Origin of the sequence: Janthinobacterium sp. LM6, assembly GCF_002002885.1 — a bacterium.
Lineage (GTDB): Bacteria > Pseudomonadota > Gammaproteobacteria > Burkholderiales > Burkholderiaceae_D > Janthinobacterium > Janthinobacterium kumbetense.
The window spans coordinates 2,867,881-2,885,044 of record NZ_CP019510.1; the positions used below are offsets into that span (position 1 = coordinate 2,867,881).

Sequence of the window (17,164 nt, forward strand, 5' to 3'; positions counted from 1 at the left end):
TTGCTGTTGCAGTTGGTCCAAAGTGCGGGCAATTCTGATCCTTCCGACAAAAAAACAGCGCACTGCCGGATGGGAGTGCGCTGTTCTGGCCGATTGTCAGCCGGTGCTGCGGAACCTTGCGATTACATATTCGGATAGTTCGGCCCGCCGCCGCCTTCCGGTGTCACCCACACGATGTTCTGCGTCGGATCCTTGATGTCGCAGGTTTTACAGTGCACACAGTTCTGTGCATTGATCTGCAGGCGTTCGGCGCCGTCGTCGTTCTTCACGAACTCGTACACGCCGGCGGGACAGTAACGCGCTTCCGGACCCGCATACGTGGCCAGGTTGACGTCGACGGGCACGCTGGCGTTTTTCAGCGTCAGGTGGATCGGCTGGTCTTCCGCGTGGTTCGTGTTCGAAATGAACACGGACGACATCTTGTCGAAGGTCAACTTGCCATCCGGTTTCGGATACACGATCTTTTTCGACTGGGCGGCCGGTTTCAGGCATTCGTGGTCGCCATGCGAGTGGTGCAGGGTCCACGGCGCCTTGCCGCGGAAGATCAGCTGGTCGATGCCCGTCATCAGGCTGCCCAGGTACAGGCCTTTCGACAGCCATGGCTTGACGTTGCGCGCCACGTGCAGTTCTTCATGCAGCCACGATTGTTCGAAGGCGACAGGGTAGCTCGTCAGTTCGTCGTGCTGGCGCTGTTCGCTCAGCGCGCCGAAGGCCGCGTCCGCCGCCAGCATGCCGCTCTTGATGGCCGCGTGGCTGCCCTTGATGCGGCTCATGTTCAGGAAGCCCGCATCGCAGCCGATCAGCGCGCCGCCGGCAAACACCAGCTTCGGCAGCGATTGCAGGCCGCCGGCCGCAATCGCGCGCGCGCCGTACGAGATGCGCTTGCCGCCTTCGAAGAACTTGCGGATTTCCGGATGCGTTTTATAACGCTGGAATTCCTCGTACGGCGACAGGTACGGGTTTTCGTAGTTCAGGCCCACCACGTAGCCGACCATCACCTGGTTGTTTTCCAGGTGGTACAGGAAGGAGCCGCCGTAGGTTTTCGTGTCCAGCGGCCAGCCGCTCGAGTGGATCACCAGGCCCGGCTTGTGCTGGGCCGGGTCGATTTCCCACAATTCCTTGATGCCGATGCCGTAGGACTGCGGGTCCTTGCCGGCATTCAAGTCATACTTGGCCATCAATTGCTTGCCGAGGTGGCCGCGCGCGCCTTCGGCGAACAGGGTGTACTTGGCGTGCAATTCCATGCCCAGCTGGAAGTCGGGACCCGGCTCGCCGTCGCGCTTGACGCCCATGTTGCCGGTCGCCACGCCTTTGACGGAACCGTCGTCGTTGTAGAGGATTTCCGCGGCAGGGAAGCCGGGGAAGATTTCCACGCCCAGGTTTTCCGCCTGCTGGCCCATCCAGCGCACCACATTGCCCAGCGAGACGATGTAATTGCCGTGGTTTTCAAAACAGGCCGGCACGGCAAAGCCCGGCGTTTTATACGCTTTCGTTTCGGTCAGGAACAGGATGCGGTCTTCCGTCACTTCCGTGTTCAAGGGCGCGCCCAGTTCTTTCCAGTTCGGAATCAGTTCGGTCAGCGCTTTCGGGTCCATGATGGCGCCCGACAGGATATGCGCGCCCAGTTCGCCGCCTTTTTCCAGCACGCAGACGGACACTTCCTGGCTCTTTTCAGCGGCCAGCTGCTTCAGGCGGATCGCCGCGGCCAGGCCTGCGGGGCCACCGCCGACGATCACCACGTCATACTCCATGGTTTCGCGCGGTCCGTACTGTTCAACTAAGTTATTAGGCTGTGTCATGGTCTCGATTTATAGTCACTCAATTAGGTAGCAAGGATAGGGAATAAAGCATCATCGGGGAAATTTAAGCACGAGTGTGCTTGTTTTTGACGAGGATTGCAACTTTGGCGCCATTTTGCGTGACATTGCCCCTCGCCGCAATCTAAATCCGGCCATTTTGTGTAATGATGGCGTTTACCTTGGCTCAAGTGCGATGCAGGGTATTTTGCCCCTGTGCCAGTGGCACGGCGTAAAGTGTTGTCTAAAATAAAACAGGAGTAGCTCGTGGGCATAGAAGTCAATTTCGAGGGCAAGATTGCCCTGATTACCGGCGCATCGAGCGGCCTTGGCGCGCGCTTTGCGAAAGTGCTGGCCCAGGCTGGCGCGCAGGTCGTGCTGGCGTCGCGCCGCACCGAACGCCTGAAGGAATTGCGCGCCGAAATCGAAGCCGATGGCGGCGCCGCGCACGTGGTGTCGCTCGACGTGACCGACTTCGCCAGCATCAAGTCGGCCATCGCGCATGCGGAAACGGAAGCGGGCCCCATCGATATCCTCGTCAACAATTCCGGTGTCTCCACCACGCAACGCCTGGTCGACGTCACGCCCGAAGATTACTCGTTCGTGATGGACACCAACCTGCGCGGATCGTTCTTCGTGGCCCAGCAAACGGCCAAGCGCATGATCGCGCGCGCCAAGGGTGACCCGAAAAAACAGCACCGCATCATCAATATCGCCTCGATGGCGGGCTTGCAGGTGCTGCCGCAGATCGGCGTGTACTGCATGAGCAAGGCAGGCATGGTGCACATGACGCGCGCCATGGCCGTGGAGTGGGGTAAATATGGCATCAATACCAACGCCATCTGCCCCGGCTACATTTCCACGGAAATCAACGAGGATTACTTTGCCACCGAGCAGGGCAAGAAGCTGATCGAAATGCTGCCGAATAAACGGCCGGGCAAGCCGGAAGACCTCGACGGCCTGCTGCTGTTGCTGGCGGGCGAGGATTCGCATTTCATCAACGGCGCCATTATCTCCGCCGATGGCGGCATGAGCACGTTTTAACGCCTAAAACCTGCTGCGCGTCGCGTTTTGCGGCACGCTGCGGGTTTGTCCTGCGTCAAACCCTAGCGCTGCAGTTGCAATCCCACCAGCTTGTGCACCAGCTCCGACGAGGTCGAGGCGGCGAACTTGCGCATCAGCTTGGCGCGGTGCATTTCCACCGTGCGGGGGCTGAGGTCGATCTGGCGGGCGATGACCTTGCTGGTCTTGCCTTCCACCAGCAGGGCGGCGATTTCGCGCTCGCGCGGGGTCAGCTCCGCCGTCACGGGGCGTTTCTCGCTGACATCCTCGAACGTCCAGATGCCCGCTCCCAGCGGTTTGTTCGGCAGCATGGCGTGGCCGGTGACGTGGCACCAGAACAATTCTCCATTACTGCGGCGCATGATGCGTTCGTCCGAATAGCGGCCCTTGGCGTTCATGATGGGGATGATGCGGTCACCCGTGCGCAGGAATTCGTCGTGCGTGGGGTAGAGTACTTCGAACGACTGGTCGTCCAGCTGGGCGCGCGCATAGCCGAACATGGCCGCCAGCGCTTCGTTGCAGCTGCGCATGATGCGGTTTTCCGACATGCACATGCCCACGGGCGCGTGCAGGAAGATACTTTCATAATCGATGGCTGACGCGGCGTTCATCTGATACGTATCACTCTCACAGGGGGATTGCCGGCACGGCGCCGGTAGTTCTACGGTATTGTACTTTCCACTCGCGTATTTTATGCTGAGTCGCTGCCTGAGTCATGGACTCAAGACCAAAGCTTAACAAAAGATAGAGGGACACCCATGAATAAAGTTTATCCTGACGCCGCCTCGGCGCTGGCCGGTATCGTCCAAGATGGCCAGACCATCGCCGTCGGCGGCTTCGGCCTGTGCGGCATTCCCGAAGCCCTGATCGGCGCCTTGCGCGATTCGGGCGTGACGGGCCTGACGGCCATTTCCAACAACGCCGGCGTCGACGGCTTCGGCCTGGGCCAGCTGCTGACCACACGCCAGATCAAGAAAATGATCGCCTCCTATGTGGGCGAAAACAAGGAATTCGCGCGCCAGTACCTGGCCGGCGAGCTGGAACTGGAATTCACGCCGCAAGGCACGCTGGCCGAGAAACTGCGCGCCGGCGGCGCCGGCATTCCCGCCTTCTTCACCAAGACGGGCGTGGGCACCATCGTTGCCGACGGCAAGGAACTGCGCGAATTTGACGGCGAGCAATACGTGATGGAACGCAGCCTCGTGGCCGATGTGTCGCTGGTGAAAGCCTACATGGCCGACCGCGCGGGCAATTTGGTCTACCGCAAGACGGCGCGCAATTTCAACCCGAACGTGGCCATGGCCGGCAAGATCACCATCGTCGAAGTGGAAAAACTGGTCGAAGTGGGCGAGATCGACCCGGACCAGGTGCATACGCCGAGCATCTTCGTGCACCGCATCGTGGTCAACGCGAACCCGGAAAAACGCATCGAGCAGCGCACCGTGCGCGCCGAAGCATAAAAATAGAATACGGAGATTATCATGGCTTGGACTAGAGATGAAATGGCCGCGCGCGCGGCAAAGGAATTGCAGGATGGCTTTTATGTGAACCTGGGCATCGGCTTGCCGACCCTGGTGGCCAACTATGTGCCGGAAAATATTGAAGTGTTCCTGCAGTCGGAAAACGGGCTATTGGGCATCGGCCCGTTCCCCACGGACGACGAGGTCGATGCCGACCTGATCAACGCCGGCAAGCAGACGGTGACGGCCCTGCCCGGTGCCGCCTACTTCAGCTCGGCCGATTCCTTCGGCATGATTCGCGGCGGCAAGATCAACCTGGCCATCCTGGGAGCGATGCAGGTATCGGAAAAGGGCGACCTGGCGAACTGGATGATTCCAGGCAAGATGGTCAAGGGCATGGGCGGCGCGATGGACCTCGTCGCCGGCGTCAAGCGAGTCGTCGTGCTGATGGAACACGTGGCCACGGCCAAGGATGGCACGACGTCGCACAAGCTGCTGAAACAGTGCGACCTGCCGCTGACGGGCGTGGGCGTGGTCGACGTCATCATCAGCGACCTGGGCGTGATCGACGTGACGGAAAACGGCTTGAAGCTGGTGGAACTGGCGCCGGGCGTGACCAAGGAACAGGTGCAGGCGGCCACGGGCGCTGAATTGGACGTTTCCGCCGTATAAGCCACGCGTAGCGTCGCAGGGAAGCAGGGCGGACAGCGATGTCCGCCCTTTTTTTATGCGCCCGCCTTGCCGCGCAATCCGTCCAGGCTGTAGGCGCCGGCGCCGGCAACTGCGAAATACAGGAAAGTGAAGCAATACATGACGGCCATTTCGCCGCCGTTCAGGATCGGCAGGAAGCCGGCAGGCGCATGCGCCATGAAGTAGGCGGCCGCCATCTGGCCCGACAGGATGAAGGCGACGGGGCGCGTGAACAGGCCGACGAGCAGCAAGCTGCCGCCGACGAGCTCGATGACGCCGGCCGCGCCCATCACGGACAACAATTGCAAGCCGTCGAACATGGCCACGTGCGGCGCGCCGAACAGTTTGGCCGTGCCATGCTGCAGGAAGAGGAAGCCGAGGATGATGCGCAGCAGACCCAGCAGGCGTGGGTTCCAGGTGGCGTAGAAGGCGGGCGAGAGGGACATGACGTACTCCATTCAAAGGTGGATGGTTCGGTGTCAGGCTTGCATTAACGCAATGTCATTATGCGGGAACCAGGTGGCGAACAGGTGACCGTACTGTAATGGTTTTTCATTCATTGATCATTCAGTAAAATATTGATGCATGATTTACTGTTTGTTGATAATGCCGGCAAAAGCCTGCGCGCATGAAAAAAGCCCCGCGGATCGCTCCGCGGGGCTTTTCAATACTGAGTACGGCTTACTTGACGATGTTGACGCTCGGTGCAACGTAGGCGTCCTCGGTCGGGTGGGTTGGGTGGGCCAGCTCGCTGTGCAGCTTGTCCATATCCAGTTCTTTTTCCCATTTCGACACGACGATGGTGGCCACGCCGTTGCCGACGAAATTGGTCAGCGCGCGGCATTCGCTCATGAAGCGGTCGATGCCCAGGATCAGCGCCATACCGGCCACGGGAATCGTCGGCACGACGGCCAGGGTGGCGGCCAGGGTGATGAAGCCGGCGCCGGTGATGCCGGACGCGCCTTTCGACGTCAGCATCGCCACGCCCAGGATGGTCAGTTCCTGCCAGATGGTCAGTTCCGTGTTGGTAGCTTGCGCCACGAACAGGGCGGCCATGGTCATGTAGATATTGGTGCCGTCCAGGTTGAACGAGTAACCGGTAGGCACGACCAGGCCGACGACTGGCTTGGAGCAACCCAGGCGTTCGAGTTTTTTCATCAGGGCCGGCAGGGCCGATTCCGACGAGCTCGTGCCCAGCACGATCAGCAGTTCCTCCTTGATGTACAACAAGAAGCGGCCGATGGAGAAGCCCGTGTACTTGGCGATCAGGCCCAGCACGACGAAGACGAACAGGAAGCAGGTCAGGTAGAACGAACCCATCAGTTTCGCCAGCGGGATCAGCGAAGCCAGGCCGTATTTACCGATGGTAAAGGCCATCGCGCCGAACGCGCCGATCGGAGCGACTTTCATGATGATGTTGACCATGCCGAAGATGGCATGCGACAGTTCGTCGATCAGCTTGGTGACGGGACGGCCGCGTTCGCCCAGCAGGGACAGCGAAAAGCCGAACAGGATGGCGATCAGCAGCACTTGCAGGATGTCGCCCTTGGCGAAGGCGTCGACGAAGGTCTTCGGGATGATATTCATCACGAAGTCGACGGTGCTCATGCCTTCAGCGTGCGTGTATTGCGCGATCGACTTGGCATCGAGGTGGGCCGGATCGGCGTTGAAGCCGGCGCCCGGTTTGAGGATGTTGGCAACCAGCAAGCCAATGGCCAGCGCGAAGGTGGAAACCACTTCGAAGTACAGCAGCGCCTTGCCGCCCACGCGGCCGATCTTCTTGACGTCCTGCATGCCGGCGATGCCGGAGACCACGGTACAGAAGATCACCGGGGCGATGATCATCTTGATCAGTTTGATAAAGCCGTCGCCCAGCGGTTTCATGTCGACGGCGTTCGATGGGTAGAACACCCCCAGCAGCACGCCAGCCACGATGGCGAACAGCACCTGTACGTACAGGATTTTATAGAATGGTTTTTTCACGAGTGGTCTCCTCTTGCGGGTTGATGCTGCGATCATCCGCCCATTGCCAGGCAGGCTCAATTGTGGATAACCGCAGATATGCAGTTTCGCTATATCGGGTATTGCGCCATGGCGAATGTGCCAGTGCAATGCTGCGGCGCAGCATTTCAGGCGCGCGCTTGGAGCATTGCCCGCGCTGCGCTACACTGCCGTAGCGTCGCGCGCGGGACACCCCTTGGCAGGCAGGAGGCGGTGCTCTTTTTATATCGAATAAGGAATTGGCATGATCGAAGCGAGCATTAAATCCGTCCAGTGCATTTCCCCCGCAGGCTTGCACACCATGTCGTATAAAGAGTGGGGCGCGGCGGACAATCCGAACGTGCTCGTCTGCGCCCATGGCGTGACGCGCGTGGCGGACGACTTCGACAACCTGGCGCGCGCCATGGCCAGCGATTACCGCGTGATTTGCCCCGACGTGGTGGGGCGCGGGCGCTCGGGCTGGCTGGCCAACCCGCAGTTTTACCGCGTGCCGCAATATGTGAGCGACATGGTGACCCTGCTGGCGCGCGTGCTGGCCAATGGCGAGCGCCAGACGGTGGACTGGTTCGGCACCTCGATGGGCGGCTTGATCGGCCTGGGCCTGGCATCGTTGCCGGACAGCCCGATCAGCAAGCTGGTCTTGAACGATATCGGCCCGACCCTGGCGCCGGAAGCCTTGCAGCGCATCGGCGACTACATCGGCCAGGACCTGCGTTTCGAGACATTCGAGCAAGGCGCGCGTTTTGTCCGCGACGTGTCCGCCAGCTTCGGCCCGCACACGGACGCGGAATGGCATAAACTGGCGGTGGATGTGTTGCGCCAGGATAAGGATGGCCACTGGCGCCGCCACTATGATATGGGACTGGCCATGCCGTTCCGCTCGGCCACGCCGGAATCGGCGGCCAGCGACGAAGCCATGCTGTGGGCCGCGTATGATGCCGTGCGCTGCCCCACCTTGCTGGTGCGCGGCTCGGAATCGGATCTGCTGTCGCACGAGACGGCCACGCTCATGCTGGGCCGCGGCCCGAAAGCGGAGCTGGTGGAAATTGCCGGCGTAGGCCATGCGCCCACGTTCGTGCACGACGACCAGATCGCCATCGCCCGCAAGTTTTTGCTGGGCAAATAAGAATGCAACAAGCAATAGCGCTGTACAGATTTTGAAACAACCGAAAGAAGAAGCATGGAAATTACACGACTGCACGTAGGCAAACGCCTCTCCGAAGTAGCCATACACAACAACACCATTTACCTGGCTGGCCAGATCGCGGAAGACACCACGCAGGGCATCGTCGGCCAGACGCGCGAAGTGCTCGGTCACGTCGACCGTCTGCTGATGGAAGCGGGCAGCGACAAGACTTGCATCCTGTCATGCCAGATCTACATCGCCGACATGAAAGACTTTCCTGGCATGAATGAAGTGTGGGATGACTGGGTCGCTTCCGGCCACACGCCGCCGCGCGCCACGGTGGAAGCGAAGCTGGCCAATCCTGCTTGCCTGGTGGAAATCGTCATCATCGCTGCAGAGCGTTAAGTTATTCAGTTGTTGAGTTATTAAGTTTAAAGGTATTGCATGGTTTCCATCTCGGCCCCGAATAGCGTCACCTCGGAACAACTGGTAGAGGGCTTGAGTGCGCCGGACAGCGCGCGCGTGCTTGACGCGCTCGCGTATGCCACCGAAGCGTATGGCGACAAGCTGACCTTTGCCGGCCGCTCCGCGCTGGAGTTCGCCCTCGGCGTGGCCACCACCCTCGCTTTCCTGCGCAGCGATGCGGAAACGCGCATTGCCGGCCTGATGTTCGAGCTGACCCTGCTGGAACCCGACACGGCGGCCGATATCGAGCCGCGCTTCGGCAAACAGGTGTGCGACCTGGCAACAGGCGTGCGCCAGCTGATCCGCTTGCGCGCGCTGACCCAGGCGCAGCATGGCAGCGCTGGCGGGCGCGGCAAGAATGCGGCGCAGCAAGCCGTGGCCCAGGTGGAAACCTTGCGCAAGATGTTGCTGGCGATGGCGTCCGACATGCGCGTCGTGCTGGTGCGCCTGGCCGCCTGCGTGACGACCTTGCGTTACTTTGCTGAACTAAAACTGTTCAATGAAATGACGCGCGAGTATGGCAAGGAAACGCTGGACCTGTACGCGCCGCTGGCCAACCGCCTCGGTATCTGGCAGCTGAAGTGGGAACTGGAAGATTTGTCATTCCGCTTCATCGAGCCGGAAGCGTATAAACGCATCGCCAAAATGCTGGAAGAAAAGCGCATGATGCGCGAGGGCTTCGTGTCCTCGGCGATTCTGCGCCTGCAGACGGAACTGGCTTCGGCCGGTATCCAGGCGGAAGTCTTTGGCCGCCCGAAACACATTTACAGCATCTGGAACAAGATGCGCGGCAAGGAACTCGATTTCACGGCCCTGTACGACGTGCGCGCCTTCCGCGTCATCGTTGCCGACGTGAAAACTTGCTACACGGTACTGGGCGTGGTTCACAATATCTGGACCCCCATCCCGAAAGAATTCGACGATTACATTTCGCGGCCGAAACCGAACGGTTACCAGTCGCTGCATACGGTGGTGACGGCCGAGGATGGCCGCCCGCTGGAAGTGCAAATCCGCACGAATGAAATGCACAGCTTTGCCGAGTACGGCGTGGCTGCGCACTGGCGCTACAAGGAAGAGGGCGGCTCGAACTTTGCCGGCCAGAAATACGACGAAAAGATCGCCTGGCTGCGCCAGTTGCTGGCCTGGAAGACGGAAGTGGCCGACGCCGTCGTGGGCCAGGAAGAAATCCAGCGCGAATGGGTGGAAAAGCTCAAATCGGCCACCCTGGACGACCGCATCTTCGTCATGACGCCGCAGGCGCGGGTGCTGGAATTGCCCGTGGGCGCCACGCCCGTCGATTTTGCGTATCACTTGCATACGGACGTGGGCCACCGCTGCCGCGGCGCCAAGGTCGACGGCATCATGGTGCCGTTGAATACGCAATTAAAGAACGGCCAGACCTGCGAAATCATCACGGCCAAGGGCGCGCCGGGCACGGCTGGGCCGTCGCGCGACTGGCTCAGCGCCGGCTACGCCGTCAGCACGCGCACGCGGTCAAAAATCCGCGCCTGGTTCCATGCCATCGACATGCAGGAAACCCTGGCCCACGGCCGCGCGCTGGTGGAGAAATCCCTGCAGCGAGAAGGCAAGACGGCTGTCAACCTTGAAGCGCTGGCGCAAAAGCTGGGCTTTGCGAAAGTCGACGAACTGTTCTTGTCGGTGGGCAAGGATGAATTCAGCCTGCGCCACGTGGAGCAGGCGCTGCACGATAATGGCGAAGTGGTGGTGCCGGAAGACGCCGTGCTGGTGGGTAAAAGCCGCGCCTCCAGCGTGGAGCAGGGCGCCAAGTCCGGCGTGCTGGTGGTCGGCACGGAAGGCTTGATGACGGTGCTGGCCAAGTGCTGCAAGCCGGCGCCGCCGGACAGCATCGTCGGCTTTGTGACGCGCGGCAAGGGCGTCTCGATTCACCGCGCCACCTGCAAGAATTTCGAGGAAATGCGCGCCAAGTCGCCCGAGCGCGTGATTTTTACGGAATGGGGCAGCACGGGCGGGCACGACACCGTGTATCCGGTCGACATTTTTATCCTGGCCGGCGACCGCCAGGGCTTGCTGCGCGACATCTCCGAAATCTTCTCGCGCGAAAAGATCAACGTGATCGGCGTCAACACCCAAAGCGCCAAGGGCCAGGCCCGCATGACGTTTACGGCCGAGATCAGCTCGACGGCGCAGTTGTTGAAGGCGTTGAATGTGATCAAGGATGTGAGCGGGGTGCTGGAGGCAAGACGCAGCTAAGGGTATTGCAACAGCAGGTCGACGGTGGTTCTGCCAACCTGCTGTTGTGTCATGATACGGGCGGGAGTGCGGATTTGGACCACTTGTCCTTGGTCAACGGGGTAATGACATCATCGGTAAAAGTGCTGGACGATTTGCCATCCTGAGGAAAGCAGCGCCACTACGCCGATCGCCGTCAATGCCTTGCGGTTGGTGCTCACGTTGTGCTGCTGCTGTTCCTGCAGGCTGGTCAGCCTGGATACAGTACTGCTCAATTCATCGACCTTGCTGCTCAGTGTCAAAGCCGATTTCTCGAACTGCGCTTCAAAGGTCTGCCCTTGCGTGGTCAATGTTGCATGGAACTCGCCATGCATCGTTTCAATTTGCGTCAATATTTCCTGGTGCAGTTTTTTATTTGACGTTTCCAACTCCGCACGCAAATTGCCCGATTGGACGCGCATGCTATCTTGAAGGCGGTTTTCATCGGCCACCCGCTGTTCGGCATGTTCGGCCAAGCCCTTGTCCATGCGCGTCAGACAGTCTTCGACCGATTGCCGAAATCGCTGTTCGAGAGACGCGAGTAGTTCGCTGTTTGCCGCGGCAATCTTTTTCTCAGATTCCATTACACGCGCCATGCATCTCATGAGCGCAGTTGCCTGCTCCTGCGATTTTCCCGCAGCTAACAATAAGTTCTCATTGGCCTCGGTTATTGTCTTTTGATCTTCGGAAAAAAGAATTTGTTGATGAGCAAATTTTTCATCATGCTGCCGCAACTGATTGGCCTGCAGGCTGAGAATATCTTGCTGACTCAGCAGGATTGCCTGCTGGTCGCTCAATACTTTGGAAATGGCCGTATTTACCAGTAGTAATTGGGATGTTTGCCGAGTCAGCCTGCCAATTGACTTGTTCAGGTCAATTTGCGCTTCCTGGATTTTCTCGCTGCGGTTTTCCTTCCAGTTGTTATAGGTACTACCATCTTTTTGCTCCTGACGTAATTTGTCCAGGCGTTCGGCATCACTGCGTACCGAATCTTGCTCTTGTATCATCGTCGAAACCAGCTCTTTGATCTGCCTCTCATTGAGAGTATTCTCGGGTAACGTTACCGCAGAAAAGGCTTTTATAATTTGCAGTTCTTTTAATGCACTCACACTTCACCTTTAAAATGTCGCTAGAAAATCGTCAATTTCTGCTTGGCTCTCGCACATGAAGGCAACCATTGCCACGCTCTTTTTTGCCTGCTCGCGCGTTGTCAAAGTAGCCTGTTCCAGGCTGACGAACGCTCCGGTCGCTGCGGTAGCTGCCGCGCCAAAGGCGACGCCAATATCCTGATAAAGCGAGATGCTCTTCGAATAGCGCTCTACATTGCTGATTGAGCTTTTCGACAGCGCCGTCAGATTATTGGCGAATTCATCGCTACGCTTGGCGTCTTCCATCAATTCGTTTATGAATTTTTCATCCAGCGAGTGACGATAGCGGTCAAACAAGCAATCGATCTGGTAAGCTAAAAATGCGGAGAGCAAGCCACTCATGATGCCGATCAATACAGGAGTAATCATGTCGGCCAGGGGTTTAAGGAAGGGTACGGTGGCCATGAACGCCGACACTGATTCGTTGAGCAGTATTCCGATGGTACTGATAATGACCGTACCCAGGATCTTCAGGCCTTCCTGTAAGCCCTGATCCGCAGTCATATGTTGCGGCGTGAAAAATATCATCTTGAATGCATGAAACAATCCAAGCAATCCTTCCCTTATCACTGCCACCAATCGCTTTGCGGTCGATAGGAAATTGTTGAGTATGAAGGTCAGAAGGTTGCTTATGAAGCCGCTAATTCCACCTTGAAACATCAGCGACACGGCATCGGGGATTTTTTTGACAACAGAAGACATGATACGGTCCATGCGTTCACGGATTTCGTCAAAGAGCGTTTTGCCGGCCTCGATGCCATGTGCGATCAATACCTTTATTTCATTGAATAAGCCATTCACCAACTCCGTGAGCAGCAAGCCCAGTGCCTGACGCATTGCCATCAGGGCCGCTTGCTTGGTCCCGGTTGTCAGCAATTCCTCTGCCTGCTTGCGATTCAGGGACTGGTCCGCGGTTTCATCGATTCTGGCTTTGGCTTTTTCATGCTTTTCATTGAGCAGTTTGGCATCGGCATCGAACTTGTCGCAATTCGTTGAATCATCCTTGCGTTTTTCGCTTCCCCAATCCAGGAGATCATTGTCGCTCTTTGAACCATTCAGTGGCTGATTGGTAAGCGCCAGATTGTCGTCATGATTGACTGTCGCGCGGACGCGGCTCACATCGACGGTGATTTTCCCTGTGCTGTCCTTGTTGGTCTTGCCCAAGGATAGGTGTATTTTGGGATCATCATGAACTTCCTTGATGGAGACGACATGATCGAGTTCAGCCCGAACTATCTTGCCATCCTTGAGCGTGATCGTTCCTTGCTCGGAAACGGCGCGTCCGGTATACTCATCCTTGCCTACTTTTATTTTTGCGGCACGCTTTTCTTGCCAGGTTGTGCTGTCGGCTTCCACTGCCTTCTTTTTTGTATCGACTTCATATCCTTCCCTTATCTCGACGCTATAATCTTTCTTGGAGTGGGCATGTAGCGCCTTATCGCTATCAGTCGCAACATAGCTGTCATCTTCTCTCTTGAAATTGCGCAAAGTCGTGACATTGCCTCCATTGCGATCCTCGAACATTGCTGTCGAGAGACCGAATGGACCGATGACCTGGGCAATGACCTGTTGCCGGCAATCGGAAAATAGTTTTTGCAGGCGTTGTTCACGCAGGTCCGATAATCTTGTTTCCATTGTTGAGATTCTGTGCATTTAAGTAGTTCTGATATCGACGAAGCTGGCAAACCAGATGGAGAAATCGGCTGCGATCAGCGTTCTGTCCGGGAAATCGTGATAAACAGTAATGACCTGTCCGACATTTCCACTGCGTGAAGGGCGCATGTCTAAGCATAAATTTTTCCCGCCGCCGTTCGAAGCAAATGGAATCCAGGCATCCGACCACCAGACGTTTTCGACGCCGTCATTCGCCTTTGGCAAACGATCATCAAAATCGCCATCGGCCAACAAGTCATTCCAGGCCAACCAAGTCAATAATATATTGTCAATCGATAGAAATTCATAGCCCGAGAATAGCCACTCAGCCTGGCCTTTTTGTCCATCATGCCGTTTTAGGCATGTAATGAAATCCGGTGGCAGGCTGATGCCGACCTTATGCTGGAAATCACGAATTTTTTCATCGGTGGCAGGAGGGTTGAGATCCGTCCATAGGCGTGGATTGTTTTTCTTTAGCCAGTCTTCCAAAACGGCCCATTGCAATTTCATGACATCATCCTTTTTCAACGAACGGTGTTTTTTGGAATTTCTTTATTGCTCAAAATATTATCTTAGCAAAAAACATTGTTTTTTGTGGCTTTGTGGAAATATTTTTTGAGATATAGTTTGCCTTGTCGAGACGATGGCCATGCATGCCGGCTTGTTCCGCATGCGTTATGTTTCGCTGGGGGCTGGAGATGAGGGAAGCGGAGTGAAAAGTGAAGTGGACGATATGTGCGGCAAATGCAAAAAAAGCAGCGCTGTCGAAGGGATTTAGTAACCGTGTCTTCCGTATCGTGACGGGCGGCGGCGGGGCAGGACGTTCTGGCACGTTGGCCTTACGCCCTCGCTACTGTTTGCCGGAGGGTTTGCTGCAGTGTCCAGCCTTTACCTGTGCGTCTTGTCGTCCGCATGCAAGCCCGCCATCGCCGCCGTCTCCGGCTGCAGGGTGATGTGGTCGATGCCATGCTTGGCCAACAGCATCTTCTTGATCGCGCGCAATACCTTCGGCCAATGGTCGAGGTGCTCGATTTCCACGTGGCCGATCAGGGCCGGCTGGCCCGGCGACATGTCCCACACGTGCAAATCGTGCACGGCGATCACGCCGTCCACCTGCTCCACGTCCGTGCCCACTTCGATGTAGTCAATGTGCATGGGCACGCCTTCCATCAGAAAGTGGTAGGACTCGCGCAGCACGCCGAATGTCGACTTTAAAATCAGCAGCGACACCAGCACGGACAGCAGCGGGTCGATCTGCATCCAGCCCGTGAAGTAAATCACGGCGCCGGCGATGATGGCGGCGACCGAGCCGAGCAAATCGCCCATCACGTGCACGAGGGCCGCGCGCGTATTCACGCTTTGCTTGTCTTTCGACAATACCCACGCCACGACTATATTGATCGCCAGGCCGATGAAGGCGACGATGAAGACCATGCCGCCCTTCACGGGTTGCGGGGAGGAAAAGCGCAGCACGGCTTCGTAGCAGATCCAGCCCACCACGCACAGCATGGCCAGGCCGTTGACGAAGGCGGCCAGCGCCTCGGCGCGGCCAAAGCCGAACGAGTGGCGCGGCGAGGGCGGGCGGCGCGCGATCAGTTGCGCCAGCAGTGCCAGGCCCAGCGCGGCCGCGTCCGTGACCATGTGGCCCGCGTCGGAAATCAGGGCCAGCGAATTGGACAGGAAGCCGGCCGCCACCTCGATGCCGGCAAATGACAGGGTCAGGCCCAGCGCCCACGCGAGGATGCTCTGGCTGCGCCCCTCGAACGAGTGGGTGTGCTTGGCGTCGCCCTTCAGGTGGGCGTGCAAATGGGTGGCGTCGTGTTCGGTGTGCGTCGGCTGCATGGAATGCTTTGTGGAATGAACTTGCCGCCAGTGTAATTGAAAAGCAACAACATAGTCGGCACGTAAAAAAACCTGCAGGCCTAAAGGCACTGCAGGTTTTTGCTGAGATACATCATTTACTGCGCGGCCGTCTCGCCAAACTTGCCTTCGCGGAAATCCTGTACGGCCTGGAATACTTCCGCCTGGGTATTCATGACAAACGGACCATACTGAGCGATGGGCTCGTTCAAGGGCTGGCCGGCGACGAGGATCACGCGGCCGCCTTGCGGCGCCTCGATGCGCACGCCGTCGCTGCCCGGCGTGTTGGCGAAGATCGCCATACGCAAAGCGGGCACGGCCTTGCCATCGACTTGCACTTCGCCGCGGAACGTGTAGATGAAAGCGTTATGGCCTGGCGGCAAGGGCTGCTCGAAGCTGCTGCCGGCCGGCAAGTCGATGTCGAGGTACAACGGTTCCGTCAGCTCGCGCTGCACGGCGCCCTTCACGCCATGGCTGGTGCCGGCGATCACTTGCACGGTCACGCCCGCATCCGTCGTGTAGCGGGGGATTTCGCTGCTGTCGAAGTCGCGGTACCACGGCGTGCGCATCTTGTCGCGCGCGGGCAGGTTCAGCCACAGCTGAAAACCTTCCATCACGCCTTCTTCCTGTTCCGGCATTTCCGAGTGGATCACGCCGCTGCCGGCCGTCATCCATTGCACGCCGCCCGAGGTCAGCAAGCCTTCGTGGCCCGCGCTGTCCTTGTGGCGCATGCGCCCCGTGATCATGTACGACACTGTTTCGAAGCCGCGGTGCGGATGCTCGGGGAAGCCGGCGATATAGTCGTTCGGCTTGTCGCTGGCGAAATTGTCGAGCATCAGGAACGGGTCGAGGCGGCGCTGCAGCTGCTGCGTCAGCACGCGGTTGATCTTCACGCCGGCGCCATCCATGACGGCCTGGCCGGCGATCACGCGCTCGACGGCGCGTGGCTTGTTGACGGTGGTGGTATCGCTCATTGTTCTCTCCTCTAGGCCAGGACGGCGCCAGTGCGCCGCCCCTTTTACTGCTGGGGATTACACCAGGATCGCGTTGATCTCGGCATCGGCTTGCGCCTGTGCCTTGGCCACGGCTTCCGGGCCCATGCCCATGCCTTCCGAATACACGTATTGCACGTCGGTCAGGCCCAGGAAGCCGAACATGGTGTTCAGGTAAGGCACCTGGCTATCGTTGGCGCTGTCGCGGTGCAAGCCGCCGCGGGACAGGCCCACGTAGACTTTCTTGCCGGTCAGCAAGCCAACGGGGCCGTTTTCCGTGTACTTGAAGGTGACGTTGGCGCGGGCAATCGCGTCGAACCAGCTTTTCAGTTGCACGGTGATGCCGAAGTTGTACATGGGCGCGCCGATGACGATGACGTCGGCCGCTTGCACTTGCGCAATCAGCGCGTCGTCCAGGGCGATGCGGGCCGCCTGTTCCGGCGTACGCTTGTCGGCCGGGGTGAACAGCGCTTGCAGGGTCGGCTCGTCGAGCACGGGGTGCGGCTGGGCAGCCAGGTCGCGGCGCGCCAGGGTGGCGCCAGGGTTGGCGGCTTGCACGCGGGCAACGATGGCGTCAGCCAGGCGGGTCGAGGCGGAACCGGTGCTGCGGGCGCTGGAATTGATTTGCAGGATGTTCATCTTGTTTTCTCCGTTGTGAGGT

General features: G+C 58.6%; 16 protein-coding genes. 6 read left to right on the forward strand and 10 right to left on the reverse strand.

Going from position 1 to position 17,164, the window contains the following annotated elements:
- Positions 1-122: 122 nt before the first annotated feature.
- Positions 123-1,799 (reverse strand): electron transfer flavoprotein-ubiquinone oxidoreductase, encoded by a 1,677-nt coding sequence (locus tag BZG29_RS12845; RefSeq protein ID WP_171985003.1) that lies wholly within the window; start codon positions 1,797-1,799, stop codon positions 123-125.
- Positions 1,800-2,063: 264 nt separating this feature from the next.
- Between BZG29_RS12845 and BZG29_RS12850 the strand changes: the two genes are divergently transcribed.
- Entirely contained in the window at positions 2,064-2,840 is a 777-nt protein-coding gene (locus BZG29_RS12850) for an SDR family oxidoreductase (protein ID WP_034752351.1), read from the forward strand.
- A gap of 62 nt (positions 2,841-2,902) precedes the next feature.
- Here the strand turns inward: BZG29_RS12850 and BZG29_RS12855 are convergent, their stop codons facing one another.
- Positions 2,903-3,469 (reverse strand): LuxR C-terminal-related transcriptional regulator, encoded by a 567-nt coding sequence (locus BZG29_RS12855; RefSeq protein WP_035818062.1) that lies wholly within the window; start codon positions 3,467-3,469, stop codon positions 2,903-2,905.
- A gap of 147 nt (positions 3,470-3,616) precedes the next feature.
- Here BZG29_RS12855 and BZG29_RS12860 point away from each other — a divergent pair, with 147 nt between their 5' ends.
- Together BZG29_RS12860 and BZG29_RS12865 are read left to right on the forward strand one after the other, a co-directional pair.
- The gene (locus BZG29_RS12860; protein ID WP_077403224.1) at positions 3,617-4,318 is read left to right on the forward strand and encodes a CoA transferase subunit A; all 702 of its coding nucleotides are present in this window, start codon (positions 3,617-3,619) and stop codon (positions 4,316-4,318) included.
- A 21-nt stretch (positions 4,319-4,339) separates the two neighbouring features.
- Positions 4,340-4,990, forward strand: coding sequence for a CoA transferase subunit B (locus BZG29_RS12865; RefSeq protein WP_077403229.1), 651 nt, complete (start codon positions 4,340-4,342; stop codon positions 4,988-4,990).
- A 53-nt stretch (positions 4,991-5,043) separates the two neighbouring features.
- Here the strand turns inward: BZG29_RS12865 and BZG29_RS12870 are convergent, their stop codons facing one another.
- Positions 5,044-5,454 carry a DoxX family protein gene (locus tag BZG29_RS12870; protein ID WP_077409084.1) on the reverse strand — a complete coding sequence of 137 codons (411 nt, stop codon included), beginning with the start codon at positions 5,452-5,454 and terminating at the stop codon, positions 5,044-5,046.
- A 235-nt stretch (positions 5,455-5,689) separates the two neighbouring features.
- Positions 5,690-7,027 carry a dicarboxylate/amino acid:cation symporter gene (locus BZG29_RS12875; RefSeq protein ID WP_253192865.1) on the reverse strand — a complete coding sequence of 446 codons (1,338 nt, stop codon included), beginning with the start codon at positions 7,025-7,027 and terminating at the stop codon, positions 5,690-5,692.
- A 226-nt stretch (positions 7,028-7,253) separates the two neighbouring features.
- Here BZG29_RS12875 and BZG29_RS12880 point away from each other — a divergent pair, with 226 nt between their 5' ends.
- From BZG29_RS12880 to BZG29_RS12890, 3 genes are read left to right on the forward strand one after another with little or no spacing between them, the layout of a single operon-like run.
- Positions 7,254-8,135, forward strand: a complete 882-nt coding sequence (locus tag BZG29_RS12880; RefSeq protein WP_077403235.1) for an alpha/beta hydrolase — start codon at positions 7,254-7,256, stop codon at positions 8,133-8,135.
- Positions 8,136-8,189: 54 nt separating this feature from the next.
- A complete protein-coding gene (locus BZG29_RS12885; RefSeq protein WP_034784210.1) occupies positions 8,190-8,540 on the forward strand; it encodes a RidA family protein in 351 nt (116 codons plus the stop codon).
- Between the two features lie 39 nt (positions 8,541-8,579).
- Entirely contained in the window at positions 8,580-10,832 is a 2,253-nt protein-coding gene (locus tag BZG29_RS12890; RefSeq protein ID WP_077403237.1) for a bifunctional (p)ppGpp synthetase/guanosine-3',5'-bis(diphosphate) 3'-pyrophosphohydrolase, read from the forward strand.
- 110 nt (positions 10,833-10,942) lie between these two features.
- On the opposite strand, the gene BZG29_RS12895 is transcribed toward BZG29_RS12890, so the two are convergent.
- The 6 genes from BZG29_RS12895 to BZG29_RS12920 form a co-directional block, all read right to left on the reverse strand.
- Complete coding sequence (locus BZG29_RS12895; RefSeq protein ID WP_150130888.1) at positions 10,943-11,959, reverse strand: hypothetical protein; 1,017 nt, start codon at positions 11,957-11,959, stop codon at positions 10,943-10,945.
- Positions 11,960-11,968: 9 nt separating this feature from the next.
- Entirely contained in the window at positions 11,969-13,633 is a 1,665-nt protein-coding gene (locus tag BZG29_RS12900; RefSeq protein WP_077403243.1) for an ECF transporter S component, read from the reverse strand.
- Between the two features lie 18 nt (positions 13,634-13,651).
- The gene (locus BZG29_RS12905) at positions 13,652-14,161 is read right to left on the reverse strand and encodes an SMI1/KNR4 family protein (RefSeq protein ID WP_077403246.1); all 510 of its coding nucleotides are present in this window, start codon (positions 14,159-14,161) and stop codon (positions 13,652-13,654) included.
- Positions 14,162-14,539: 378 nt separating this feature from the next.
- On the reverse strand, positions 14,540-15,493 hold the full coding sequence (locus tag BZG29_RS12910; RefSeq protein ID WP_077403249.1) for a cation diffusion facilitator family transporter: 954 nt from the start codon (positions 15,491-15,493) through the stop codon (positions 14,540-14,542).
- A gap of 116 nt (positions 15,494-15,609) precedes the next feature.
- Complete coding sequence (locus BZG29_RS12915) at positions 15,610-16,485, reverse strand: pirin family protein (RefSeq protein WP_077403251.1); 876 nt, start codon at positions 16,483-16,485, stop codon at positions 15,610-15,612.
- Positions 16,486-16,542: 57 nt separating this feature from the next.
- Positions 16,543-17,142 (reverse strand): NAD(P)H-dependent oxidoreductase, encoded by a 600-nt coding sequence (locus BZG29_RS12920; RefSeq protein WP_070311835.1) that lies wholly within the window; start codon positions 17,140-17,142, stop codon positions 16,543-16,545.
- Positions 17,143-17,164: the final 22 nt, after the last annotated feature.

Bases quoted from the DNA above. Each gene is read 5' to 3' on its own strand.
- BZG29_RS12845 (WP_171985003.1), bottom strand. From the start codon at position 1,799: ATGACACAGCCTAATAACTTAGTTGAACAGTACGGACCGCGCGAAACC.
- BZG29_RS12855 (WP_035818062.1), bottom strand. From the start codon at position 3,469: ATGAACGCCGCGTCAGCCATCGATTATGAAAGTATCTTCCTGCACGCG.
- BZG29_RS12860 (WP_077403224.1), top strand. From the start codon at position 3,617: ATGAATAAAGTTTATCCTGACGCCGCCTCGGCGCTGGCCGGTATCGTC.
- BZG29_RS12865 (WP_077403229.1), top strand. From the start codon at position 4,340: ATGGCTTGGACTAGAGATGAAATGGCCGCGCGCGCGGCAAAGGAATTG.
- BZG29_RS12870 (WP_077409084.1), bottom strand. From the start codon at position 5,454: ATGTCCCTCTCGCCCGCCTTCTACGCCACCTGGAACCCACGCCTGCTG.
- BZG29_RS12875 (WP_253192865.1), bottom strand. From the start codon at position 7,027: ATGATCGCAGCATCAACCCGCAAGAGGAGACCACTCGTGAAAAAACCA.
- BZG29_RS12880 (WP_077403235.1), top strand. From the start codon at position 7,254: ATGATCGAAGCGAGCATTAAATCCGTCCAGTGCATTTCCCCCGCAGGC.
- BZG29_RS12885 (WP_034784210.1), top strand. From the start codon at position 8,190: ATGGAAATTACACGACTGCACGTAGGCAAACGCCTCTCCGAAGTAGCC.
- BZG29_RS12890 (WP_077403237.1), top strand. From the start codon at position 8,580: ATGGTTTCCATCTCGGCCCCGAATAGCGTCACCTCGGAACAACTGGTA.
- BZG29_RS12900 (WP_077403243.1), bottom strand. From the start codon at position 13,633: ATGGAAACAAGATTATCGGACCTGCGTGAACAACGCCTGCAAAAACTA.
- BZG29_RS12905 (WP_077403246.1), bottom strand. From the start codon at position 14,161: ATGAAATTGCAATGGGCCGTTTTGGAAGACTGGCTAAAGAAAAACAAT.
- BZG29_RS12910 (WP_077403249.1), bottom strand. From the start codon at position 15,493: ATGCAGCCGACGCACACCGAACACGACGCCACCCATTTGCACGCCCAC.
- BZG29_RS12915 (WP_077403251.1), bottom strand. From the start codon at position 16,485: ATGAGCGATACCACCACCGTCAACAAGCCACGCGCCGTCGAGCGCGTG.
- BZG29_RS12920 (WP_070311835.1), bottom strand. From the start codon at position 17,142: ATGAACATCCTGCAAATCAATTCCAGCGCCCGCAGCACCGGTTCCGCC.